Consider the following 22,002-nt stretch of genomic DNA (forward strand, 5'->3'; position numbering starts at 1 on the left):
TTTAGAACTCCGCCGCATCTCCCGGGCTCTCCAAGGAGATGGGACCTAACTTTCCATTTCGCAACTCCTTCAGAAATAGATCGGCACTCCGCTCCATATCTACTTCGCCGCCACGGCGGAGGATTCCTCTTTTTCTCCCAATCTCCTCCAAAATTTGCAGGGGATCGGATACCCCCTCCTCCAAACCATATCGCTCCACAAGCCGCTTTTCATAGCGTTCCTTCATGATTTTTAACGTAAAGAGGGCCACATCATAAATATCGAGGATTTCGTCCCGGATGGCACCTGTGGCGGCAAGGAGATACCCTACCCGTTCCTCCCCAAATTTGGGCCAAAGGATCCCAGGGGTATCAAGAAGATCCAGGTTCTTCCCTGTTTTGATCCACTGCTGGGACTTTGTCACCCCAGGGCGATCCCCGGTCTGGGCAACACTTCGCTTCGCCAGGCGGTTGATGAGGGAGGATTTTCCCACATTGGGGATCCCTACGATCATCGCTCGGATGGCACGGCCTTTCATCCCCTTCGCCTGCCGTTTATCCTGAACGGATTGGGTTAAGGATTCAGCCAATTTGGGAATCGTCTCCAACCCACGGCCGCTTAACGAGTCGATCGGTAACGCATGTCCCCCTTTTCGCTCAAAAAAGGAGACCCACTCCTTCGTCACCGCCGGGTCGGAAAGATCATATTTGTTAAGAAGAATGATGCGGGGCTTATGACCCACAATCTCGTCCATCATAGGATTTTGAGAGGCGGAAGGGATCCGGGCGTCAAGAAGCTCAAAAACTATGTCGATGATCTTCAGCCTCTCCTCCACTTGACGTCGTGCCTTCGCCATATGCCCCGGGAACCATTGGATCGTCATATTACCACCACGAGTGAAGAAGTCGTATTTGATCGATGGGCCAGAAGGAAAGATCCGCCCGTCCCACCACCCGGTCTAAAGAGATGGGGCCTAAGATGCGGCTATCGGTGCTGTTTACCCGGTTATCCCCGAGGACAAAAACCGTCCCATCCGGGACCCGGTCGACGGTGAAATCATTGGTGTAGGGGCCCGGTCCTTTCCAAGCCGCTTTATTCTTCTCGAGATACGTCTCCGGAACCTCTTTCCCGTTTATGTACAGGCGATCCCCTTTCATCTCAATCCGATCACCGGCCACACCGATCACCCGCTTGATAAAATCCTTGCCTTGAATCGCATGGAAGACGATAATATCTCCCCGCTGGGGCGGATGAAAGAGATAGACGATCTTATTGACGATTAAGCGCTCCTGGTTTTGCAAGGTCTCTTTCATCGATTCCCCATCCACGATCGTTGGCGCAAAAAGGAAGGTTCGAATGAGATAGGCGAGCAAAAGGGCGATGGCGATTGCCTTCGTCCAATCCCAAACCTCACCTAAGAAACCTCTCCTCTCCTTTTCTTTTATCGCCTCTTCTTGAAGGGATTCCTGCTCGGGAAATTCCTTCCGTTCGGATGGGCTAAACTCTTTCTGGTCCATACATTTCACCTGCCGTAACCGTTAAGTTTAGTCTATAAAACGAGGGCCGGATCACTCCAACCTAATGACGTTATACAAAAAAGGACTTGTTGGTACAAGTCCTTTTCCTGTTTTCGGTGTCGGTTATCTGCGAGCTTCCTTTATCCGGGCAGCCTTACCTCTCAGGTTGCGCAGATAATATAGTTTGGCCCGCCGCACCTTTCCACGCTTTACGACTTCAATCTTATCGATCTTTGGAGAGTGGATGGGAAAAGTACGTTCTACCCCTACTCCATAAGAAATTTTGCGGACGGTGAACGTCTCGCTGATCCCGCCGCCTTGGCGTTTAATCACAACGCCCTCAAAAACCTGGATTCGTTCCCGCTGTCCTTCAATCACTTTCACATGGACTCGGACGCTGTCTCCAGGACGGAACTCGGGAAGATTGGTCTTTAGTTGATCTTGCGTTAATTCCCTTATCAAATCCATTTTATTCCCTCCTTCCTCACAAGACGTTCGTCACTCATTCCGAGGAGAGGACCGTCGTTCTACCCCAAACCGACACATTGGGTATTTTATCATAGAAGTGGGGAGAGTTCAACTGCTTTAATCCTTTTCGGCGTTTTCGTTTTTTGATCCGATCACCCTGAAAAACCGGCATCTGTACTCGTAGACAAAGAGAGAGATGAAATCACCCTCTTTTTCGGATCCGGTGAAGAAAACTGGCTCTCGTAGAGATCTGCATAAAAACCTCTTTGAGCAAGCAATTCCCGATGGGTTCCCTGTTCCACGATGCGGCCATGGTTCATCACCAGGATGAGATCTGCCTCGCGAATGGTTGAGAGGCGATGAGCGATGACGAAGCTGGTCCGGCCCTTCATCAGGAAGTCCATCCCCCTTTGGATGAGCAGTTCCGTCCGGGGATCCACATTGCTCGTCGCCTCATCCAGGATGAGAATCGGCGGATTGGCCAAGAACGCCCTGGCAATCGTCAGGAGCTGCTTTTCCCCTTGGGAGAGATTAGAAGCTTCTTCGTTTAAGAGGGTATCATACCCTTCCGGCAAGGAACGGATAAAGGAATCGGCGTGCGCCAATTTGGCCGCATGAATGATCTCTTCTTCGGTTGCATTTTCCCGTCCATAGGCGATATTCTCCCGGATCGTGCCGTGGAAGAGCCATGTATCCTGAAGCACCATGCCGAACAGGCGCCGCAGATTCTCCCGTTTCATCTCCCGGATATCCACGCCGTCAATGGCAATCCTCCCCTGATCCACATCATAAAATCGGAGAAGCAGATTGACCAAGGTGGTCTTTCCCGCGCCGGTGGGACCCACGATGGCAATCCTTTTCCCGGGGCTTACGGTAAGATTAAAATCCTCAATCACCGGATTCTCTCTGTTGTAGCCAAAGGTAACATGCTCAAAAGTAACCTCGCCACCTTCAGCCGGTCGAACATCCTTCTCCTCAGGTACCTCCTCCTCTTCGTCCAACAGCTCAAAGACCCGCTCCGCAGAGGCGATGGTGGCCTGGATGACGTTCGCAATATTGGCCGCCTGGATGATGGGTTGGCTAAACTGCCGCATATAGGAGATAAAGGCTTGGACGTCTCCGATCTCGATCGCACGCCTCATCACCAGAATCCCCCCCAGGACGCTGACCAGCACATAACCGATGTTATTCACGAAGGAGATCGCCGGCCAGATGATCCCGGAGATAAATTGGGCCTTCCACCCCGCATCATACAAATTCTCATTCAACTTTTTAAATGTTTCAATCGAACGCCTCTCCCTGCCGAAAGCCTTTACGATCAAATGGCCGGTAAACATCTCTTCCACGTGGGCGTTTAATTCTCCCAACGCTTTTTGCTGACCGGCAAATTGAATTTGTGACCGCTTCGCAATCCCTGCAGTGGCCAGGACGGAAAGAGGCAGGGTAAACAGGGCAATGAGGGTCATGAGCGGGCTGATGAGAAACATCATGGCCAAGATCCCGATGAAACTTATGAAGGAAGCAATCATCTGGGTGAGGCCTTGTTGCAACGTAGAACTGATCATATCCACATCATTGGTCACTCTGCTCAAGATTTCTCCATGGGGTCTTGAGTCGTAAAATTTCAGAGGAAGCCGGGATAACTTTTCGCTAATATCTTTTCTTAAGGCGTAAACCGTCCTCTGGGAAACCCCTGCCATGATCCACTGTTGGAAATAGCTAAAAAGAGCACTGATGAGATAGAGGAGGAGCAAGAGGAGAATGATGCGGAATATGGCGTTAAAATCAATTCTTGCCCCAGGAACTCCCTGCATTTTGGCCAACCAGCCCTTAAAGAGGATGGTGGTTATGTCCCCGGTGAGCTTCGGGCTGATGATGCTAAAGAGGGTACTTAAGAGGGCCATGAGAAAGACAACGATGAGAAAGAAACGCTGGGGCTTCAAATAGGTGAGAAGGCGCCGAAGGGTACCTCGGAAATTCTTCACTTTCGCAGGGGGCATCATCCCCATTCCTCCATGCATGCCGCCTCCGAAAGGTCCTCGTTGTTGCGGTGAATGTCCGCTCCCTCCCCTGCTCATGCGATTTCCTCCTCCGTCCGTTGAGACGAAACGATTTCCCGGTAAACCGGGCAGGTCTCCAAAAGATCATGGTGTTTACCGTTACCGACCACCCGTCCTTCATCCAGGACGATGATCTGATCGGCATCCATGACCGTACGAACCCGTTGGGCTACGACGATGACCGTTTTATCTTTCGTCACCTCTTTGAGCGCTTCCCTCACCTTCGCATCCGTTCGATAATCTAAAGCGGAGAAGGCATCATCAAAGAGATAAATCTCCGGCTTACGTGCCAGCGCCCTGGCGATGGCAAGTCGCTGTTTCTGTCCACCGGACAGGTTGGTTCCTCCCTGGGTGATCCTCGCTTCAACTCCCCCCTCCATCTGTGAAACGAATTCGACAGCCTGAGCAGCCTCTAAAGCCGCATAAACTTCCTCATCGGTCGCCTCTTCTTTTCCAAAGCGGATATTTTCAGCGATGGTTCCGCTGAATAGAACCGCTTTCTGGGGAGCGTAACCGATGTTCTCCCGCAATCTCTCTTGGGGGATCTTTCGAATATCCACTCCATCCACACGGATCTCTCCTTCTTCCGGTTCGTAGAAGCGAAGAATCAGATTTAAGAGTGTCGTCTTTCCGGATCCGGTCCCCCCGATGATCGCCGTCACCTGACCGGGTTTGGCTTGGAAAGAGATTCTCTTTAATACCGGCTCCTCTGCTCCAGGATAGCGAAAGGTGACCTCCCGGAACTCCACTCCCCTTAGGCCCCGGGGATCGATCCTATCCCCTTCGGGATCTTTGATCTGAGGAGTGGTCTCGAGAACTTCACGGATCCGGGCAGCGGAAGCAGAGGCCCTGGGGATCATAACGAACATCATGGAGACCATCAAAAGGCTAAAGAGGATCATCATGGCGTATTGAATGAAGGCCATCAAGTCCCCTACCTGCATCTGCCCCTGATCGACCCGTATCCCTCCAAACCAAAGGATGGCCACAATGGTCCCATTCATGGTAAGCATGATGATGGGCATGAGGGATGCCAGGATCTGATTGACGCGGACGGCGGTTTTCGTCAAATCCCGGTTGGCTTGATCAAACCGTTCCTTTTCGTGGGCCATCTTGTGAAACGCCCGAATCACCCGAATGCCCGTCAGGTTTTCCCGCAAGACTACGTTTAACCGATCCAGCTTCTTCTGCATGGATTGAAAGAGGGGGATCCCTTTCGTGGCGATCACGCCGATCACCATCCCCAAAACAGGGAGGACCCCGATGAGTATCAAAGAGAGGAGGGGATCCTTGGAGACGGCCATCACCACCCCTCCAGCGAACATTAAGGGGGCGCTGATCATCATGCGCAGGAGCAAGAGAAGTACCTGTTGAACCTGAGTGATGTCGTTGCCGGTCCTCGTGATTAGAGAAGCCGTACCGATGCGGTCAAATTCATGGAGAGAAAATCCCTCGATTCGGGTAAAAAGCTCCGAGCGAAGATCTCTGCCGAAACCCACAGAGGTCTTGGCGCTGAAAAAACCTGCCGCCACAGATGCGACCATGCCGAGAATGGCAACGAGTAGCATCCACCCTCCTGTTTGTAAGATAAAGGGAAGATCTCCTTGCACCACCCCCACATCTACGATTTCAGCCATCAGTGTGGGAAGATATAGCTCCGTCATGGCCTGAAAGAAGAGCAGGATCAGGGTGAAGAAGACAAAGAGGCGATACGGTTTTAAAAAGCGAAGTAAACGAATCATTGGAAGATCCTCCCTATTTGCTGATCGCCGCCCCACTCTTCATCAATAAGATGGGACCGGTCAGCAGAGCGTTTTACGGGCATGGCTTCACGGGCCTATCATTCTTCTTTCTTCATGATTTCCACATCATTATAGCATCTTTGGCCAAACGATGTTCTATCCCAAAATTCTTAAGCTGCTCCGGTGAAACTTCGTACCTGACGATTTTCTTTTTTCCTTTAACCGGCCCGACGGGTTCCTTCCTTTTGCTTCACCAAGCACAATAAGATATGATTAGGCTATCATACGAACGATCCTAGAGAAAAAGGAGAAGGTTATGATCTCTATCATCGTAGCCATGGGCCGAAATCGGGTGATCGGTAAGGGAAATCAACTTCCCTGGCACCTGCCGGCCGATCTGAATTATTTCAAAAAGATGACCATGGGGCACCCGATCGTGATGGGGAGGAAGACCTATGACGCCATAGGCAAACCCCTCCCTGGGAGGACCAACATCGTGGTTACCCGGGATCCGGCATGTAAAGCCGAAGGATGCATCATCCTGCATTCTCTGGAGGAAGTATGGAGGAAATTCCGAGACCAAGATCTTTTTGTCATCGGCGGTGCCGAAATCTTTCGGCAAACCCTCTCCCTGGCCGACCGCCTCTACCTCACCCATATTGACCATCCCTTTTCAGGGGACCGGTTTTTCCCGGAATTAACGGAAGGGGACTGGCGGCTTATTTCCCGGGAAAAGGGAATAAAAAATGAGCGAAATCCCTACGATTATGAGTTCCTTCTGTATGAACGCATCCGCGCTGGCTAGGCATTTCAGGTGAATGAAATCCAGGTGAATGAAATCCGTCTTCTCCGGTAAAAACGAAGCCAATCTTCTCCTGTCCGCCTAAACCAATGGAACTTCGCTTAATCCCCCTCCGATCCTCTTCGCCCGTCTCTTTCATGGGTACCTTCTTCTCTCATTTCTCTCGAAAGAAGGAGGTCGGGTCTCCTCTCCCGAGTCCGTTCAAGGGACTTTTCCCGGCGCCATTCCTCAATCCTCCCGTGGTGACCGGAAAGAAGCACCTCCGGAACCTTCCATCCCCGGAAATCGGCGGGTCGGGTATATTGGGGATATTCGAGGAGACCATGGGAGAACGAATCCTCCTCCGGGGAGGAATCATTTCCCAAAACCCCTTTTCTCAGGCGGACGATGCTGTCGATCATCGCCATGGCGGCAATTTCCCCGCCGGTAAGGACAAAATCCCCGATGGAATATTCATCGGTGACCAAATGTTCCCGAATCCGCTCATCATACCCTTCATAATGGCCACAGATAAAAATGAGACGTTCCTCTTCGGAAAGCTCTTTTGCTTTTTTCTGACGGAAAAGCTCCCCCTGGGGGGTGGTCAGGATCACCCGGGGGCGGCGCTCCTTTTTAGGCAGGGAAAGCCACTGGGAGAAGGCATCTTCCCCTCCCAGGAGATGTTCCAAGGCGAGATAAATGGGCTCAATCTGAAGGACCATCCCTCCGCCACCGCCGAAGGGGTAATCATCCACCGTATGATGTTTGTTCGTGGAATAATCCCGGAAATTAATATAGGCAAACTCCACCAGACCCCGTTCATGAGCCTTCCCGAGAATGCTCTGCTTAAAAACGCAAGGAAACATCTCGGGAAAGAGGGTAAGAATTTCAATGCGCATCATTGATCCAACCCTTCCAATAGATGAACCACCACTTTCTCATTCACAAGATCCACCTTTTTAATGCACTCATCGATATAGGGCAGGAGGAGATCCGATCGGTTCGGACGGCTGACCACCCAGACATCATTTGCCCCCGGTTGAAGGATCTCCTTCACCACCCCGACTCTCTCCCCCTCTTCCGTCTCTACCGTGAGGCCAATAATCTGGTCAAAGTAGTACTCCCCAGGAGGGAGGGGCTTCCGTTCCCTCTCACTTACCTTAAGCAAAGAGCCCTTCCATTTCTCCACCGTATTCCTATCGTCATAACCCTTAAACTTCAAGATCTCAAACTGCTTATGAGAACGATGAGACTCCAAGGAGAGGGGTAAAGGGGATGAGCCATCCTCAGTGAAGAGATAAAGCGTCGCACCGGGGGTAAAGCGTTCCTCGGGAAAATCCGTCGTGGAGATCACCCGAAGTTCCCCACGTATGCCGTGGGTATTTACAATTTTTCCTACGGTGTAGAACTTCTCCGCCATTCCATGCCTCCCGTGTTGTTTTCTCTTTTCTTTTATGTAAGCAACTGAAACAAAAAGGCATCCGAGAATTGAGCGATAAAACGCAAAAAGGAGGGGATCTCCCCTCCCCACTATAAAATCTCCAGCATGACCCTCCGGGAATTTTTCCCCGCCGCCGCAATCATGACGGTACGGATCGCCTTGGCAATCTTGCCCTGCTTCCCGATCACCTTTCCCATATCATCGGGATGAACCGTTAGCTCATAAAGGATCCCCTTCTCTATCTCCACCTCTGTCACCCGCACATACTCGGGATGATCGACCAATGCTTTGGCAATCGTCTCTATCAATTCCTTCAAGGCTGTTCACGCCTCCTCACCCCCTAAGGATCGGCGCATCCCTGCCTCCTTAAAAGGGTCGATCTTTCCACTTACACTTCAACATCAACAATCCACTTCCACAAAACCGGCTTTTTCTCCCGAACCCTTACGCTTTTTTTCTCTTTTGTTCATGAAGCTTTTTCATGATTCCCGCTTTGGAAAAGAGGCTCCGGACGGTATCGGTAGGTTGCGCGCCGGTCAAGAGCCATTTCATGGCCTTTTCTTCATTGATCTTTACCTCCGCCGGATGAGTTAGGGGATTGTAAGTCCCAATCTCATCGATAAACCGCCCATCCCGGGGGGAAAGGGAATCGGCCACCACCACGCGGTAAAAAGGAGCTTTCTTTGAACCCATTCTTCTTAAACGAATTTTAACTGCCATGACGATTCCTCCTTAAATTGATGAAAGATCCTCTTGCAAAGAAAAATTCGATTTATTTTTCTTATTGCATAAAAGGAAAGCGCATCTTTCCTTTTTTCCCTTTCTTTCCCTGCATCTTGGTCAACTGTTTCATCATCTTCTTCGTCTCTTCAAACTGCTTTAAGAGGCGGTTTACTTCCGTTAAACTGGTACCGCTCCCCTGGGCGATCCGTTTCCTGCGGGAATAATTGATGATCTGGGGGTTTTGCTTCTCCTGTCTGGTCATCGACTTGATGATGGCTTCCACATGGGCGATCTGTTTCTCATCGATTTTTAAATCCTTCAACCGATTCATTCCCGGGATCATGGCAAGGAGGTCTTCCAAGGGGCCGAGCTTCCGGACCTGTTCCATCTGCTCCAGAAAATCTTCTAAGGTGAATTCCGCCTTTCGTAACTTCCGCTCCAGCTCTTTCGCCTTCTCGGCATCCACCTCAGCCTGGGCTTTCTCAATCAGAGTGAGGACATCGCCCATCCCGAGAATGCGGCTCGCCATCCGGTCCGGGTAAAAGGGTTCCAGCGCCTCCAATTTTTCTCCCATGGCGGCGAACTTGATGGGACAACCTGTTACCGCTTTAACCGAGAGGGCCGCCCCTCCCCGGGTATCTCCATCCAGTTTCGTCAGCACGACGCCGGTTAAGTCCAATTGCTGATGAAAGCTTTCCGCCACGGTGACTGCATCCTGACCGGTCATGGCATCGACCACGAGGAGGATTTCCTGGGGATGAACCTGGGCTTTGATCTCTTTTAACTCTACCATCAGGCGTTCATCCACATGGAGGCGGCCGGCCGTATCGATGATCACCACATCAAGATGCTCTTCCCTCGCTTTCTCCAACCCTTGACGGGCGATTTCCACGGGACTTACCTCCGTCCCCATGGAGAAGACGGGAAGACCGATGCTCTCTCCCAGCACCTGAAGTTGCTTAATGGCCGCCGGGCGGTAGACGTCGCAAGCGACGAGAAGGGAACGTTTCCCCTGCTGCTTCTTCAAATGAAGGGCCAACTTCCCGGTCGTGGTGGTCTTCCCCGCTCCCTGAAGTCCGACCATCATGATGACCGCAGGGGGTTTCTTTCCAAGCTCCAGGCGAGCCGCTTCCCCTCCCATGAGGGCGGTAAGCTCTTCGTTTACCACCTTTATCACTTGCTGGGCCGGATTCAGGGTCTTCAGCACCTCGATCCCTACAGCCCGTTCCTTCACCCGGGCGATTAGATCCTTTACCACTTTGAAGTTCACATCTGCTTCGAGAAGGGCTAGGCGTACTTCCCGCATCGCCTCATTCACATCGGCTTCGGTTACCTTTCCTTTTCCCCGCAGGCGCCTAAATGCCTCCTGCAAGCGATTGGTTAGCGATTCGAAGGGCACGTTATTGCCTCCTATACTTTTTCTCGCAAGCGATCCAAGATGGATGAAAGTTCCTCATAACGGGGATCACCGGGAGGAAGCACTTTTCTCACCCATTCTTCCAGTTTGCGCAAAGCTTCTTCCCTCTCATTTCCCTTTTGCAAGAGCTTCAACTTGTCCTCCAGATGTTCCAATTGAGTTTCCGCCCGGTGCAATTGGTCGTAGACCGCCTGCCGGCTGAGATGTACCTCCTCCGCGATCTCCCCCAGCGACAGATCGGCCCGATAGTACCACTCCATATACTGTTGCTGCTTCTCGGTCAAAAGTTCACCGTAGAGATCGTAGAGAAGGTTCATCCGCGTCGTCTTCTCCAGCATCTGTCCTCCTCCAAGGGCCTGACAAGGTTCCAACTTGACACGTTTTATCTTACTCGAGCGGAAAGGGAATGTCAAGCATTTTTCTTGTCACGACTATTCCGGGTTTTAAGCATTACGATTCAGGCAGAAAAAGCTTCTCCAAAATGAGGGCATAGGCACCGATGAGAGGTGACTTATCCCCCAAATTGGATAAACGAATCTCCACATTTCTTCTCGGTAAAGGAAGAGTCCGCTCATCGATGGCCTTCATCATGGGGTCGAGATAAAATTTGCCGCCCTGAAGAAGACTTCCGCAGAGAATGATCCGTTCCGGATTAAAGACATGAATCAGATTGACGATGGCATAGCCCAGATACCGGCCAGCCTCTTCTACCACCATTCTGGCCAGGGGATCTCCTTCCTTTGCCAGAGAAATAACCTCTTCTGCGTTCAACAACTCCTCTCCCCGATCTCCGTCTGCCCCGGAGGTCGGTTCTGTGGCCATGAAGCGTTCAATATCCTCTTCTGACGAAGAGGGGGATGGAGGAGTTAAACCTCCTTTCCTCCCCTGCAACTTCTCTTCTCCATAGCGGCGGGCAATCGCCATTCCCGATGCCAGGGCTTCCAGACAACCCCTTTGACCACAGCTGCATACGGGCCCGTCGGGAAGAATCACCGTATGACCCACCTCCCCGGCCGTAAATCCTTTCCCCCGATATCGCTTCCCTTCCAGAATGAGGCCGGCTCCAATTCCGCTTCCCACATGGAGAACGATGACATTGGCGCTTCCCACCCCTTCGCCAAACCATTGCTCCGCCAGGGCCATCGCCCGCACATCGTTCTCCAGTTCCACATCCAAACCGAACCGCTCCTCCAGATGAGCTTTAATCGGAAGATTCACCAAGTGCAGGTGGGGAGCAAAGAGCGAAATCCCCCGGATCGGATCGACCAGGCCATGCATCCCCACGCCAATGCCTAACAGAGGAGGATCCCCTTGCTTCGGAAGGAGCCTTTCGATCACCTGATCGAGGAGGGATAAATACCTCTCCGCCGTTACCCCCGATGTAACAGACAATTCCTCTTCCCGAAGAATTTCTCCGTCTAGGGTAGCCAGCATTCCCCGAATCCGTTGGCCGCCGGCACAAAGACCAATCCCTCCCATCCCCTTGCCATTCAATTCAAGGAGGATGGGGCGACGGCCCCCTGTCGATGGACCGGATTCCTTCTCTACAACCAGGTTCGCTTCCAGGAGCTCTGCCACGATATGGGTCACGGTAGGCGGGGTAAGCGTCGTTAATTTCGCCAGCTCTGCCCTGGAGATGGGGCCATGGAGACGGATCAGGTTCAAGATGGTGCTCTTATTCAAATTTTTCATTCCACGGAAACTGCCTATGCGAATTGAATGATCCATGGGTTCCCTCATTTACCGAATCCGCCAGGATGGGTTCGATGCCATTCCCAAGCACTGGCTACGATTTCCTCCAGAGATTCATGCTGCGGACGCCATCCCAACTCCTCTTTGGCACGATCCGAAGAGGCGATCAAGATCGCCGGGTCACCTGCTCTTCTCCCCTTTTCCTCTGCCGGAATGGGATGCCCTGTAACCCGCCTTGCGGTTTCGATCACTTCCTTTACGGAAAAACCCCGACCGTTTCCCAAATTGTATACCCCGCTCTTCTCCTCCTTCCGCAGTTTTTCCAGGGCCAGATAATGGGCGACGGCCAGATCCATCACATGGATGTAATCCCGTATCGGGGTTCCGTCGGGGGTGGGATAATCGTTCCCGAAGATATGGATGCTCTCCCTTTTTCCCAGAGGAACCTGCAAGATCAGGGGGATGAGATGGGTCTCAGGCACATGATCCTCACCGATTTTCGCCTCGGGATGGGCCCCTGCGGCATTAAAGTAACGGAGGGAGATGGATTTTACACCATAGGCCCCGTCGCACCAGCGGAACATCCTCTCCATCGCCAGCTTTGTTTCCCCGTACGGATTGGTGGGAAGGGTATCGTCCTCTTCCTGAATGGGAATTCGTTTCGGCTCGCCGTAGGTGGCTGCCGTGGAGGAAAAGACGATTTTTTTCACCCCGTGGCGTACCATCGCCGACAATAAGGAATGGGATCCCAACAAATTATTCTCATAGTAATCAAGGGGTTTTCCCACACTTTCCCCGACGAGGGAATGGGCGGCGAAATGGATGACCGCTTCCACCTCATGAGTACGAAACAGACGATCCAAAAGATCACCGTCGCGGATGTCCCCTTCGATCAATTCCCCGCCCAACACCGATTCCCTATGTCCCGTCCGCAGGTTATCCAAGACGATCACCTCTTCGCCATGGGACAAAAGCTCCACTACCGTGTGACTTCCAATATACCCGGCTCCCCCGGTTACTAAAATAGCCATCCCTCTTCCTCCCTTGATAAATGGTAATCATCCTGCTCCTTAAATGTGAATCTCCTTTACCCCATCCCCGATGTCAAAAAGATAAGAAGAAGAAACGTATTCCCTCCTTGGGTTCCCCGAATATTTCCAGATAAGAAGAAAGAAGCTTTTCATAGACCCTCTCATGCATCTCCTGTTTCATACGGAACACCCCTTGTATGCGATTTCGAAAAAACTACCCTCCCCTTTCTCCGTTTTGAAGTGAAAAATAATGCCTTAAAGTTAATTAATTAATTTAATTAACTTCCACCCCAGTATAGACCGTACTGTACTTTATGTCAATGGTCTTTCTAAACTCTCGTCCATTGACCTTTCGCTTTCTTCGGGGTATACTTATGTTATCATATGAACATTTGCTCAATTGTTCATTAATAGGGGGGAATCGTATGGTAACGGATCGAGAGGCCACGGATCAGCGAAACATCCCTTCCAGGGTCACCCAGGAACGGGAAGAAGGAGATACCTGCTCATGCAACATCATCCATCATGAAACCATGGAAAAGGTCAGAAAGGAGATGCCGAGCGAAGAAGATCTGTATGAGATGGCCCAACTCTTTAAGATCCTGGGCGATCCGACCCGAGTAAGGATCCTCCAAGCTCTTTCCATCAGCGAGATGTGCGTCTGCGATATCGCCGCTCTCCTCGAAATGACACAATCGGCCATCTCCCATCAATTGCGGCTCTTAAAACAAGGCAGATTGGTCAAATATAGGAGAGATGGAAAGGTGGTCTACTACTCCTTAAACGATAACCACGTTCGTCTCATCTTTGACCAGGCCTTATCCCATATCACGGAGCCTGCATCTTTTACCCGTTTCTAAGAAACTTACCCCCTTTTTTGATTACATCCCGTGATCCTGAAGTATCGAAAAGAAACCATAACGCCTACAAAGGAAGGAAGGAAGCAGAATGGGAGAGCGAATCGTAAAAGAACTGATCTTGGAAGGACTGGACTGCGCCAATTGCGCCGCTAAAATTGAAGATCGGGTAAGCGCTCTGGAGGGGATACGGTCCGTCTCTCTTAATTTTGTCACGAAAACGTTGACTATCGAAACCTCCGAGGGCCAATCTCTCCCCCATCTATTGGAGAGGACGAAAGAGATCGTTCGGCGGGTGGAACCGGATGTCACCATTCAGGAGAAAGAAAGAGAGCCTCAAGAGGAGGCGGAAGGCTCCCCTTCCGTTCGTAAAATTCTACTCCTTGGTGTTGGATCTTTTCTCTTCTTGCTCGGTCTCCTTCTCCCCCTTCCCCCGTGGGGTGAATGGTCGCTCTTCCTCTCCAGTTATCTCCTGGTGGGAGGAGGGGTGGTTTATCACGCGGTGAGGAACCTCTTGCGAGGTCAATTCTTCGACGAAACTTTCCTCATGACCCTCGCCACGATCGGTGCTTTCGCCATTGGAATGCTCCCTGAAGGAGTGGCGGTCATGCTCTTTTTTGAGATTGGAGAATTCTTGCAAGATCTCACCGTACACCGCGCCCGGAGATCGATCCGCTCCCTGCTTTCCTTGCGCTCTGATTTTGCCAACCTTCTCGAAGGGGAAAAGGTAAAAGAGGTCCCACCGGAAGAAATAAATGTGGGCGATCTGATCCTCGTTCGACCTGGAGAACGGATCCCCTTGGATGGAAAGGTGGTAAAGGGGAGCTCCTCCCTCGATACCTCGGCCCTTACCGGGGAATCGATGCCCCGTGAAGTACATCCGGGTGATGAGGTCCTCTCCGGATCGATCAACCTGAACGGCCTTTTAACCCTGGAAGTGACCAAAAACGCAGGGGAATCTACGGTTGCTAAAATCCTGAAATTGGTTCAACATGCAAGTGCAAAGAAGGCCCAGACGGAGCAGTTTATCACCCGCTTCGCCCGTTACTACACCCCGGTCGTTGTATTCGCCGCCGTTGCCCTTGCTCTCCTCCCTCCTCTCCTATTCCCGGAAGAAGCGTTCCATGATTGGATCTATAGGGCACTCATCTTTCTCGTCATCTCCTGTCCCTGCGCTCTGGTCCTCTCGATCCCGCTCGGCTTCTTTGGAGGAATCGGCGCCGCCTCCAAGAATGGGATTCTCGTCAAAGGGGGGAATTTTTTAGAGGCGTTATCCCAGGTGGATCAGGTGGCCTTCGATAAAACCGGCACCTTGACGAAGGGAGTTTTTCAAGTGACTCAAGTCGTACCTGAGGACGGGATATCCGGCCAAGAATTATTGGAATATGCCGCCTTGGCTGAAGTACACTCGAACCATCCCATCGCCCTTTCCATTAAAAAAGCATATGGAAACGAGCTCGACCCAACGGAGATTACACATTATGAGGAGCGGGCAGGACATGGCGTAAAAGTTTTTGCCCGGAATCGCCAGATCTTGCTTGGAAACCGTAAGTGGATGGAGGAAGAGGGGATCCCTTACAACAGAACGGAAAGCCCGGCCGGCACCCTCCTCCACATGGCCATCGACGGCAAATATGCCGGATATCTCCTCATCACCGATGAGGTAAAAGAAGACGCGAAGAAAGCCGTTCATGGTTTAAAGCGATTGGGAATCAAAAAAATCGTGATGCTTTCCGGAGACCTGGATCAAGCAGCCCGATGGATCGGTCGTCAGGTGGGCGTGGATGAAGTAAAGGCAGAACTTCTTCCCCATGAGAAAGTGGCTGCATTAGAGGAATTGTACAGGGAGCCCATCTCAAAAGGGAAGATTGCCTATGTGGGAGATGGGATGAATGATGCTCCTGTGCTCGCGCGGTCCGACATCGGCATCGCCATGGGAGGAGTGGGAACCGATGCAGCCATCGAAGCGGCCGATGTGGTGATCATGAACGATGAACCTTCCAAGTTGGTTACTGCCGTCCAGATCGCCAGAAAGACGAAAAGAATTGTATGGCAGAACATCTTCCTTGCCTTAGGGGTAAAAGCGTTCTTTCTCCTCCTCGGTGCTTTAGGGATGGCCACCATGTGGGAAGCGGTCTTTGCCGATGTGGGCGTTTCCCTCCTGGCGGTACTTAACACATTGCGCGTGTTTCGACCCTCCGTTCGCATTTAGATTTTTTCGACCATTTTTACTGCAGTTTCAGTACGCAGATCTCTTCCGGTATCTCAAACCCCTCTCGGTTCAGGCAAAAGAGTTTCGTTCACAAAATTTTCACTATATTCCGCAGAAAAAGAAAGGGATCAGGAATGAATCGAAGAAAAGAGTTGTGATAAGAAAAAAGGAAGGAGGATCCCGGGTGAAACTTCCAACCTCGATTTTAACCAAGATCATCACATTCTTTGAATGGGTTCTGGCCATCATCATCATTATGGCGGTGATGGCGGAAGGAACCATGCTCATCATGGAACTTTATACCTACATTAGTGACTGGCAAATTGCGGAGAAATTCCAGACTTTCCTCTCCAACGCTCTTCTTTATATCATCGGCCTTGAAGTTGCCCTCATGCTGATCAAACGGGATGCCATCCTGATTATCGACATCATGATTTACGCCGTGGCCAGAAAGATCATCATTCAGAACGTATCCGTATGGGAGATTTTGATCGGCGTGATTGCCATTATCCTTCTCTATTTCTTGAAAAATTACGGTGTAAAAAAACAATCCTCCTAACGTTACCTGTTTAAATAACCCTTGATTTTCTTCCTGAACTTTTTTCATTCAATTTTCTCCCATGTTGTAAGGAAATGGAAAACGAGGTTTTTGAAACGAGTTTCAAAAACCTCGCAAAATCGCATGGTTATTAGTCAGAATACCCCTTCATCCATTTTGTGCGACAATGACCATATGAAAAGTTCGGTAAAAAAGATGCCACTGTACTATTGATAAAAAGATCAAATGGTTGGCATGGATCTTCGTTTTGCTATTTCATTATATACTCGGACAAATTGAACACGAAAATCTTCTGCCTGTTCAGGATAATGTTCCAACCAGCACTTAAAGATATTGTTTCCCCCACGTCCCCAAAACTTTTTCTGATTATTAAACCAAGCCTTCATTTTATTCCTGTCATCGTAGCGCCCACTTGTCTGCTTTGATAGTTCTTTTTCGAAGACTTGCTTTGTATATCCTAAATCATTTTTCCAAAAATCATGATCAGGCGGAAGTTCCTCCAGCAACTGACGAAAAACATTTTCCGGGTTAGCATTGCCAGGCAAACATAAAACATTGTGAGATGCTTTAGGAGGCTTCTTATCACCATCTAAAATGATTATACTATTATTAAATTCGGGTATATTTTTCTCTGCAAGAGAACTCAAAAAATTGCCGCCAAATGTCGCATCACAAAAATTAAGATATTTAGTCTTTTGAGCCCCAAGCAATCTTTTTATAAACCAAGAAGCTTCTGCATCTTCACAATATAGGTTGATTTTTGGAATTGGTGAAGGTGAAATAGTAGTCATGTTCAAATCTCTCCTAATGCGTTGCATTTGAGGCGCTACTATTAAATCTAGCTTTCCATAAACATTGGTAAAATACAGCACCTCTGTATCATTATTATTATGCTGTCTTTTCTCTATAATATGCTCTAAAATATCCAAAGAATGTGTTGTAAATACAAATTGTAAATTGTACTTTCCCGCAAGCTTATAAAACAGATCCACCAAATTTGTTTGTGCTGCAGGAAACAAGGTTGCATCAAGCTCATCAATCAAAAGAATTCCACCTTTGTATCCTTCACCAAGTTTTGTTTTCAGACGGTCAAAGGATATGATTGCGCCTAAAATTTGACCAATATTGTCTTGTCCAGCAGAATTCGCAAAGTAATCATATTTTTCTGAGTTTACTGCTAGAGTATCCTTTTGCAGCTTAGAGGTGATCTGGATAGGAGATACTTTCTCCTGCGGAAAAAAGATCTCTTTGTACCACTTATTAAACATTTCTATTTCATTTTGAGTAAGAGTAGGTATTGACTCAGTAATTTCTCTCAATTCACCAATTGGGTATGTCCGCTTGAGTCCAAGATATATTACCGGATAATCTAAATTCCCATCACCTTTTCCTCTGGTTTTTCCTACAACCAAACGGATATGTGATGTATCATTTGAAGCACGCTTATATGATTTTATATATTCAACATTTTTGCCAAACAGAGATGAATCATAAAACTCAATCTGATATTCATGTTCCCCTGGCAAGTCATACGTCTTTGAAAATTTAAAGATATCGGAGAACTTGGTTGAAAAAGGTTTGTTAAAAATGGTTCTTTCGCTTTTTAATCCAAAGGGTTGCCCTATCATTCCTAATAATGTTGACTTGCATGTGGCATTTTGTCCGGCAATAACCGTAACCTTTTTCCCCAAGGGAATAGTCAATTTTTTCATTGCTCTAAACCGTTCTACATACAAAGATTTTATCATCTTTATGTATCCCTTGCTTTCCGTGCTTATTCTCTTATTCTATTCTATAGTAACTGCTGAATATTTTCCTTCTGGAACAATAAAGTTATTGCTGAAGGCCAACATTTCGCTACCTTTCACTTTCTGGGATGCAGTATAGCTTAATGTCAGTAATCTTTTTTCAACGTTACGATACATCTCTACAATTTGGGGTGTATAATCATATGTCAGCATCCATTTGCAATTCAATTGTTGAATGTATCGAGCTAATTTTTCGTGATCCTCATGTGTATAATGATTCACATAGAGTGCAGAACCCTGATTATAATAAGGGGGATCGAAATAAATCAAAGTGTGTTCGTCAATATTGGGAAGAATATCATTAACAAATGCAATTGAATCTGCACAATGCAGAGAAATTCTATCCCGATATAAGGCGATCTTTCTAATTCTTTGAATTAGGTCTGCCTTGTTAAATCTTACATCCATTTTCCAATCACCCGATTGGTCTTTACCGCCAATAACGCCACCTTTAATAATGCCAGATCGATTAGTTCTATTTAAAAAGAAAGTCGAGAACGCTAAATCTAAAAGCTCAGCATGTTCTTTATTTAATTGGATAGCTTTCTGCCTTTCCCATTCTTCCATCGTAATTCCAGTTTGTTCAATTCTATCACATAGTTCATCTGTACGGTTTATTACGCAATGCCAAAATGAATAAATTGATCTATCGATATCGTTAATCACTATTTGATTTACATATTCATTAAATAACAAATAAAGCGCTACGCTTGCGCCGCCTGCAAATGGTTCAACATACGTTCCACCTTGTATATCATTCAGAATAACCGCATCTCTGACAAATCCAGCCAGTTTTCGCTTGCCTCCCGGATAGCGTAGTGGCGAATAATGCTGCATAAGAAGTCACCTCCATATCTGTTCAATAAATGGCCATATGTCGTCCCATGCGGATTTTAAATCTGTTGAAGACGGAGTTACGTCTTTGTTATGTACATATGAGTGAAAAGTTCTTACAGAGTGAGTCTGATTTTCACTTGCAGTCATCTGCCTTATGGCTCTGAGTTCGTTCTTAGTCATAATTTTGTTAATTTCGAAATAAGACGCAACTGCATCTATTTTGTGAGATAACTTACTATCCACACTCAATTTAGAATCGGCGAGGCCTTTTCTTGTGATGAAACAATCTACACTCAATTCTATAAACACTCTAACAAGCACAGCCACGGCATTAGGATAATCATCAATAATAAGCGATTTCAGCTCATTAAAAATCTTTAATAACCTTGCGTGTGTAATGGTTAGTTTATGGTAAGAAGGAACAAGGGTCTTTCTGTTTATATGATAACTAGACGCCTTCTTCTGATTATTATCTTTATTCGAAGCTGCGTTGGTCGTAGATGAAGACTGCTGCTCTCCATTTGTTACAGCATTTGCAGAATAATTCCCATTTGATAGTTTGGGTGTATGATAGCCTGTGTTATGGGTATCCCCCATAGTACCACTATTCTCGGAGTTTTGTCTGTCAGCAATTGCACTATCCTCCTGTTTGAGCCGCTCCTTCAATGATTCTATGTATTTAATACGATCCTTTTTCAGGTATATAGTCCCTACATTAAGGTCTTCATAAACCAAATCGTTAAGTACCATTAGTAAAAACGGATTAATATCATTTATTAGTTGAAGCTTATTATCAACAATCTCAAGCCCCAAAAGATTTCGAATGTCAGGATCTCCTATAAGACGGTCAAAATTAGTTTTCTTAATATCTCCTAATCTATCCTTTATATATTGGGGAACAGCTTCCATGCGTCGTAAATCATCCAAAAAAGTCAATCTCATGTCTGGCTTTCCTTCAGCAATCGCACGAAAACGGCTTGTTTGCTGACCATCCCAGCTGACAGTGCCAGCTCCTTCATTTTGGCCTGTATGCTTTAAGCGAACCCATTCGTTAATTTCGTCTTCGCTCTCCAAAACAACACATTGAATATTTTCCAATAAATCTTTATCAATAGTCAAACTTAATTGTTGAAATTCTTTCTTTAGTTTTGGAAAGTCAGATGGAATTAAAGATGGCTCATTTACTAACTTTAAAGCTGTCACGCGCCGATTACCCTCACGTACTACCCATTGTTTTTTATAGGGTTTCACAAGAATAAGATCGCTGGGATTAAGTCCATAAAGAGATATATGTCTGGCTAACACGACCAACTTATCCTGTTGGTCACGAATTATAGCGTCAATTGCTTCCGATTGATGTTCTACAGGATTAAAACGCGGATTGCTAGGATTAAGCAATAGATTGGTAATATTTATTTTTTTGTAAATTGGATTACTCATATCTAAACGTCTCCTTATCCTTTCTTCCGGGTTTTCCTCTTATCATCTGGTTTTTTCCCATCAGCGGGTATAGCCCATGCATTACCCAGTCGAAACGCTCCATCTATTCTGTTTTCAGAACATAATACTTGTACACGCCGGTCTGACAGTCCCCATTTTTGAGCAGCAGCTTTCACACTTATGTTTGCGCTCATACCAGACACCCCATTTTACCATAATTATCTAAATTGTATTATATGCAGAGATGCGAATAAATGCAATGGCTTATTCACTTTAATTAGAATAAACTCGACAAATAACTTCTAAAAATTCACATTCTTCACAGCTAGGTACTGTCAAGAAAGTTGGTGTAAAGAAGAAGTTTAGGTTCCTCTTTCTTCCAAGATTCTATTCTTAATCCCCCTCCCTAGGGAGGAGGATCATCGAGATCATTCGTTCCCTATTCTTGCTTGTATCTCTGTCCAAAGAGCTCTTGAAGTCGTTCCCTGGCGAAGTCAAATCCCTTCATTTTCCGGCTACTCCATTGTTCTGTATAATCGATGATCTTGAGATCGATGATTTTCTCAGCTGCTTCTAAATTCGGAATGCTGTTCATTGGGCGCAATCGTTTCTTAAATTCTTTGTTCATTCTCTTGGGTCCAATTGGTGGTATAAATCTCATACTGGATTTCCTTCGGGTATTTGTAGAAGGTGAGCAGATGGGAGAGGTGTTTTTGTCAACAATAAATTGAGCCAGGTCGATCACTTAAAAATTGAGCCATTTTCGAATCGCTTACTTCCATAAATGGATGAATATAGGTGGCAAAAAGGGGCTTTCCCCGACGGGAAAAGCCCCCCTTTTCACTCGCGCGGCCTACCCCCTTCCCTTTCCTCGATTCTTTTCATGCTTTGCCGGAATCGATAAGATTCTCCATTTAGTAAAAAGATGTGTGATCGGTGCGTCAGTCGGTCTAGTAAGGCAATGGTCATCTTGTCGTTACCAAACACGCTTGTCCACTCTGTAAAGTCGAGGTTGGTTGTTATGATGACACTCGCTCGTTCGTAGCGATTGGAGAAGAATTGAAATAAGAGTTCTGCACCAGTTTTTGAAAAGGGGACGTATCCTAATTCGTCGATGATGATGACATCATATTTGAGCCATTTATGCTCAAATGCGGTAAGCTTTAACTCTACATTGGCCGTAAGGAGTTCTTCGACAAGGTCCTGAGCGGTAATAAATTTTACTTTGTATCCGTTTTGTATGAGGGAGGTCCCTAATCCAGTGGCAAGATGCGTTTTGCCGGTACCGCTGTTTCCTAAAAATATGACGTTTTCTTTCTTCTCTACAAATTCCCCTTTTGCCAAGGTCATAAAGCGGTTTCGGTTGAGGCTGGGAGTTAAGGTGAAATCGAAGGTGTCAAGTGTCTTATGAATGGGGAAGGTCGCCTGTTTTAATCTT

The 22,002-nt window shown here is 47.9% G+C and carries 21 protein-coding genes and 1 pseudogene; 4 read left to right on the top strand and 18 right to left on the bottom strand.

Annotated elements, in window-relative coordinates:
* Position 1 precedes the first annotated feature (1 nt).
* From ylqF to THEAE_RS0112095, 5 genes are all read right to left on the bottom strand, one after another.
* Positions 2 to 862: a ribosome biogenesis GTPase YlqF gene (gene ylqF, locus THEAE_RS0112075; protein ID WP_005581828.1), complete on the bottom strand. Its 861-nt coding sequence runs from the start codon at positions 860 to 862 to the stop codon at positions 2 to 4.
* A gap of 1 nt (position 863) precedes the next feature.
* Complete coding sequence (gene lepB, locus THEAE_RS0112080) at positions 864 to 1,496, bottom strand: signal peptidase I (RefSeq protein ID WP_005581829.1); 633 nt, start codon at positions 1,494 to 1,496, stop codon at positions 864 to 866.
* Between the two features lie 123 nt (positions 1,497 to 1,619).
* Positions 1,620 to 1,964: a 50S ribosomal protein L19 gene (rplS, locus tag THEAE_RS0112085; protein WP_005581830.1), complete on the bottom strand. Its 345-nt coding sequence runs from the start codon at positions 1,962 to 1,964 to the stop codon at positions 1,620 to 1,622.
* Positions 1,965 to 2,116: 152 nt separating this feature from the next.
* Positions 2,117 to 4,042: an ABC transporter ATP-binding protein gene (locus tag THEAE_RS20855; protein ID WP_052329975.1), complete on the bottom strand. Its 1,926-nt coding sequence runs from the start codon at positions 4,040 to 4,042 to the stop codon at positions 2,117 to 2,119.
* Positions 4,039 to 5,766, bottom strand: a complete 1,728-nt coding sequence (locus THEAE_RS0112095) for an ABC transporter ATP-binding protein (protein ID WP_005581833.1) — start codon at positions 5,764 to 5,766, stop codon at positions 4,039 to 4,041. The genes THEAE_RS20855 and THEAE_RS0112095 overlap by 4 nt, the downstream gene beginning before the upstream one ends.
* A 316-nt stretch (positions 5,767 to 6,082) precedes the next feature.
* On the opposite strand from THEAE_RS0112095, the gene THEAE_RS0112105 reads away from it, so the two are divergent.
* Entirely contained in the window at positions 6,083 to 6,571 is a 489-nt protein-coding gene (locus THEAE_RS0112105) for a dihydrofolate reductase (RefSeq protein ID WP_005581834.1), read from the top strand.
* Between the two features lie 98 nt (positions 6,572 to 6,669).
* On the opposite strand, the gene trmD is transcribed toward THEAE_RS0112105, so the two are convergent.
* From trmD to galE, 8 genes are all read right to left on the bottom strand, one after another.
* Positions 6,670 to 7,446, bottom strand: a complete 777-nt coding sequence (gene trmD, locus THEAE_RS0112110) for a tRNA (guanosine(37)-N1)-methyltransferase TrmD (protein WP_051430931.1) — start codon at positions 7,444 to 7,446, stop codon at positions 6,670 to 6,672.
* Positions 7,446 to 7,967 (bottom strand): ribosome maturation factor RimM, encoded by a 522-nt coding sequence (rimM, locus tag THEAE_RS0112115; RefSeq protein ID WP_005581837.1) that lies wholly within the window; start codon positions 7,965 to 7,967, stop codon positions 7,446 to 7,448. Before rimM ends, trmD begins: the two co-directional genes overlap by 1 nt.
* A gap of 110 nt (positions 7,968 to 8,077) precedes the next feature.
* Positions 8,078 to 8,305 carry a KH domain-containing protein gene (locus THEAE_RS0112120; protein ID WP_005581839.1) on the bottom strand — a complete coding sequence of 76 codons (228 nt, stop codon included), beginning with the start codon at positions 8,303 to 8,305 and terminating at the stop codon, positions 8,078 to 8,080.
* A gap of 127 nt (positions 8,306 to 8,432) precedes the next feature.
* Complete coding sequence (rpsP, locus tag THEAE_RS0112125; protein ID WP_005581840.1) at positions 8,433 to 8,708, bottom strand: 30S ribosomal protein S16; 276 nt, start codon at positions 8,706 to 8,708, stop codon at positions 8,433 to 8,435.
* 61 nt (positions 8,709 to 8,769) lie between these two features.
* Positions 8,770 to 10,110: a signal recognition particle protein gene (gene ffh, locus THEAE_RS0112130; RefSeq protein WP_005581841.1), complete on the bottom strand. Its 1,341-nt coding sequence runs from the start codon at positions 10,108 to 10,110 to the stop codon at positions 8,770 to 8,772.
* A gap of 11 nt (positions 10,111 to 10,121) precedes the next feature.
* Positions 10,122 to 10,466: a YlxM family DNA-binding protein gene (ylxM, locus tag THEAE_RS0112135; RefSeq protein ID WP_005581842.1), complete on the bottom strand. Its 345-nt coding sequence runs from the start codon at positions 10,464 to 10,466 to the stop codon at positions 10,122 to 10,124.
* A 112-nt stretch (positions 10,467 to 10,578) separates the two neighbouring features.
* Positions 10,579 to 11,856 (bottom strand): ROK family protein, encoded by a 1,278-nt coding sequence (locus THEAE_RS0112140; RefSeq protein ID WP_028987665.1) that lies wholly within the window; start codon positions 11,854 to 11,856, stop codon positions 10,579 to 10,581.
* Positions 11,857 to 11,864: 8 nt separating this feature from the next.
* Positions 11,865 to 12,851 carry a UDP-glucose 4-epimerase GalE gene (galE, locus tag THEAE_RS0112145; protein ID WP_028987666.1) on the bottom strand — a complete coding sequence of 329 codons (987 nt, stop codon included), beginning with the start codon at positions 12,849 to 12,851 and terminating at the stop codon, positions 11,865 to 11,867.
* Positions 12,852 to 13,384: 533 nt separating this feature from the next.
* On the opposite strand from galE, the gene THEAE_RS0112155 reads away from it, so the two are divergent.
* The 3 genes and pseudogenes from THEAE_RS0112155 (at position 13,385) to THEAE_RS0112165 (ending at position 16,479) form a co-directional block, all read left to right on the top strand.
* On the top strand, positions 13,385 to 13,711 hold the full coding sequence (locus THEAE_RS0112155; protein ID WP_052330246.1) for an ArsR/SmtB family transcription factor: 327 nt from the start codon (positions 13,385 to 13,387) through the stop codon (positions 13,709 to 13,711).
* Between the two features lie 127 nt (positions 13,712 to 13,838).
* A pseudogene (locus THEAE_RS0112160) lies at positions 13,839 to 15,920 on the top strand (heavy metal translocating P-type ATPase); the annotation flags it as partial.
* 184 nt (positions 15,921 to 16,104) lie between these two features.
* Positions 16,105 to 16,479: a hypothetical protein gene (locus THEAE_RS0112165; RefSeq protein ID WP_028987669.1), complete on the top strand. Its 375-nt coding sequence runs from the start codon at positions 16,105 to 16,107 to the stop codon at positions 16,477 to 16,479.
* A 221-nt stretch (positions 16,480 to 16,700) separates the two neighbouring features.
* On the opposite strand, the gene THEAE_RS0112170 is transcribed toward THEAE_RS0112165, so the two are convergent.
* The 5 genes from THEAE_RS0112170 to istB all read right to left on the bottom strand — a co-directional run.
* The gene (locus THEAE_RS0112170) at positions 16,701 to 18,227 is read right to left on the bottom strand and encodes an AAA family ATPase (RefSeq protein WP_028987670.1); all 1,527 of its coding nucleotides are present in this window, start codon (positions 18,225 to 18,227) and stop codon (positions 16,701 to 16,703) included.
* A gap of 39 nt (positions 18,228 to 18,266) precedes the next feature.
* Positions 18,267 to 19,124, bottom strand: coding sequence for a DNA adenine methylase (locus THEAE_RS0112175; protein WP_028987671.1), 858 nt, complete (start codon positions 19,122 to 19,124; stop codon positions 18,267 to 18,269).
* A gap of 6 nt (positions 19,125 to 19,130) precedes the next feature.
* Positions 19,131 to 20,564, bottom strand: coding sequence for a hypothetical protein (locus THEAE_RS0112180; RefSeq protein ID WP_028987672.1), 1,434 nt, complete (start codon positions 20,562 to 20,564; stop codon positions 19,131 to 19,133).
* A 439-nt stretch (positions 20,565 to 21,003) separates the two neighbouring features.
* Positions 21,004 to 21,192 (bottom strand): hypothetical protein, encoded by a 189-nt coding sequence (locus tag THEAE_RS0112190; RefSeq protein ID WP_156920618.1) that lies wholly within the window; start codon positions 21,190 to 21,192, stop codon positions 21,004 to 21,006.
* Between the two features lie 212 nt (positions 21,193 to 21,404).
* The coding region (gene istB / locus THEAE_RS20860; protein ID WP_039945141.1) for an IS21-like element helper ATPase IstB at positions 21,405 to 22,002 on the bottom strand (598 nt) is incomplete at its 5' end.

It is taken from the genome of Thermicanus aegyptius DSM 12793 (assembly GCF_000510645.1).
GTDB classification, from domain to species: domain Bacteria; phylum Bacillota; class Bacilli; order Thermicanales; family Thermicanaceae; genus Thermicanus; species Thermicanus aegyptius.

Excerpts from the sequence above, each read along its gene's own strand:
- ylqF (WP_005581828.1), bottom strand. The coding sequence starts at position 862 with ATGACGATCCAATGGTTCCCGGGGCATATGGCGAAGGCACGACGTCAA.
- lepB (WP_005581829.1), bottom strand. The coding sequence starts at position 1,496 with ATGGACCAGAAAGAGTTTAGCCCATCCGAACGGAAGGAATTTCCCGAG.
- rplS (WP_005581830.1), bottom strand. The coding sequence starts at position 1,964 with ATGGATTTGATAAGGGAATTAACGCAAGATCAACTAAAGACCAATCTT.
- THEAE_RS20855 (WP_052329975.1), bottom strand. The coding sequence starts at position 4,042 with ATGAGCAGGGGAGGGAGCGGACATTCACCGCAACAACGAGGACCTTTC.
- THEAE_RS0112095 (WP_005581833.1), bottom strand. The coding sequence starts at position 5,766 with ATGATTCGTTTACTTCGCTTTTTAAAACCGTATCGCCTCTTTGTCTTC.
- THEAE_RS0112105 (WP_005581834.1), top strand. The coding sequence starts at position 6,083 with ATGATCTCTATCATCGTAGCCATGGGCCGAAATCGGGTGATCGGTAAG.
- trmD (WP_051430931.1), bottom strand. The coding sequence starts at position 7,446 with ATGCGCATTGAAATTCTTACCCTCTTTCCCGAGATGTTTCCTTGCGTT.
- rimM (WP_005581837.1), bottom strand. The coding sequence starts at position 7,967 with ATGGCGGAGAAGTTCTACACCGTAGGAAAAATTGTAAATACCCACGGC.
- rpsP (WP_005581840.1), bottom strand. The coding sequence starts at position 8,708 with ATGGCAGTTAAAATTCGTTTAAGAAGAATGGGTTCAAAGAAAGCTCCT.
- ylxM (WP_005581842.1), bottom strand. The coding sequence starts at position 10,466 with ATGCTGGAGAAGACGACGCGGATGAACCTTCTCTACGATCTCTACGGT.
- THEAE_RS0112140 (WP_028987665.1), bottom strand. The coding sequence starts at position 11,856 with ATGGATCATTCAATTCGCATAGGCAGTTTCCGTGGAATGAAAAATTTG.
- galE (WP_028987666.1), bottom strand. The coding sequence starts at position 12,851 with ATGGCTATTTTAGTAACCGGGGGAGCCGGGTATATTGGAAGTCACACG.
- THEAE_RS0112155 (WP_052330246.1), top strand. The coding sequence starts at position 13,385 with ATGGAAAAGGTCAGAAAGGAGATGCCGAGCGAAGAAGATCTGTATGAG.
- THEAE_RS0112170 (WP_028987670.1), bottom strand. The coding sequence starts at position 18,227 with ATGATAAAATCTTTGTATGTAGAACGGTTTAGAGCAATGAAAAAATTG.
- THEAE_RS0112175 (WP_028987671.1), bottom strand. The coding sequence starts at position 19,124 with ATGCAGCATTATTCGCCACTACGCTATCCGGGAGGCAAGCGAAAACTG.
- THEAE_RS0112180 (WP_028987672.1), bottom strand. The coding sequence starts at position 20,564 with ATGAGTAATCCAATTTACAAAAAAATAAATATTACCAATCTATTGCTT.
- THEAE_RS0112190 (WP_156920618.1), bottom strand. The coding sequence starts at position 21,192 with ATGAACAAAGAATTTAAGAAACGATTGCGCCCAATGAACAGCATTCCG.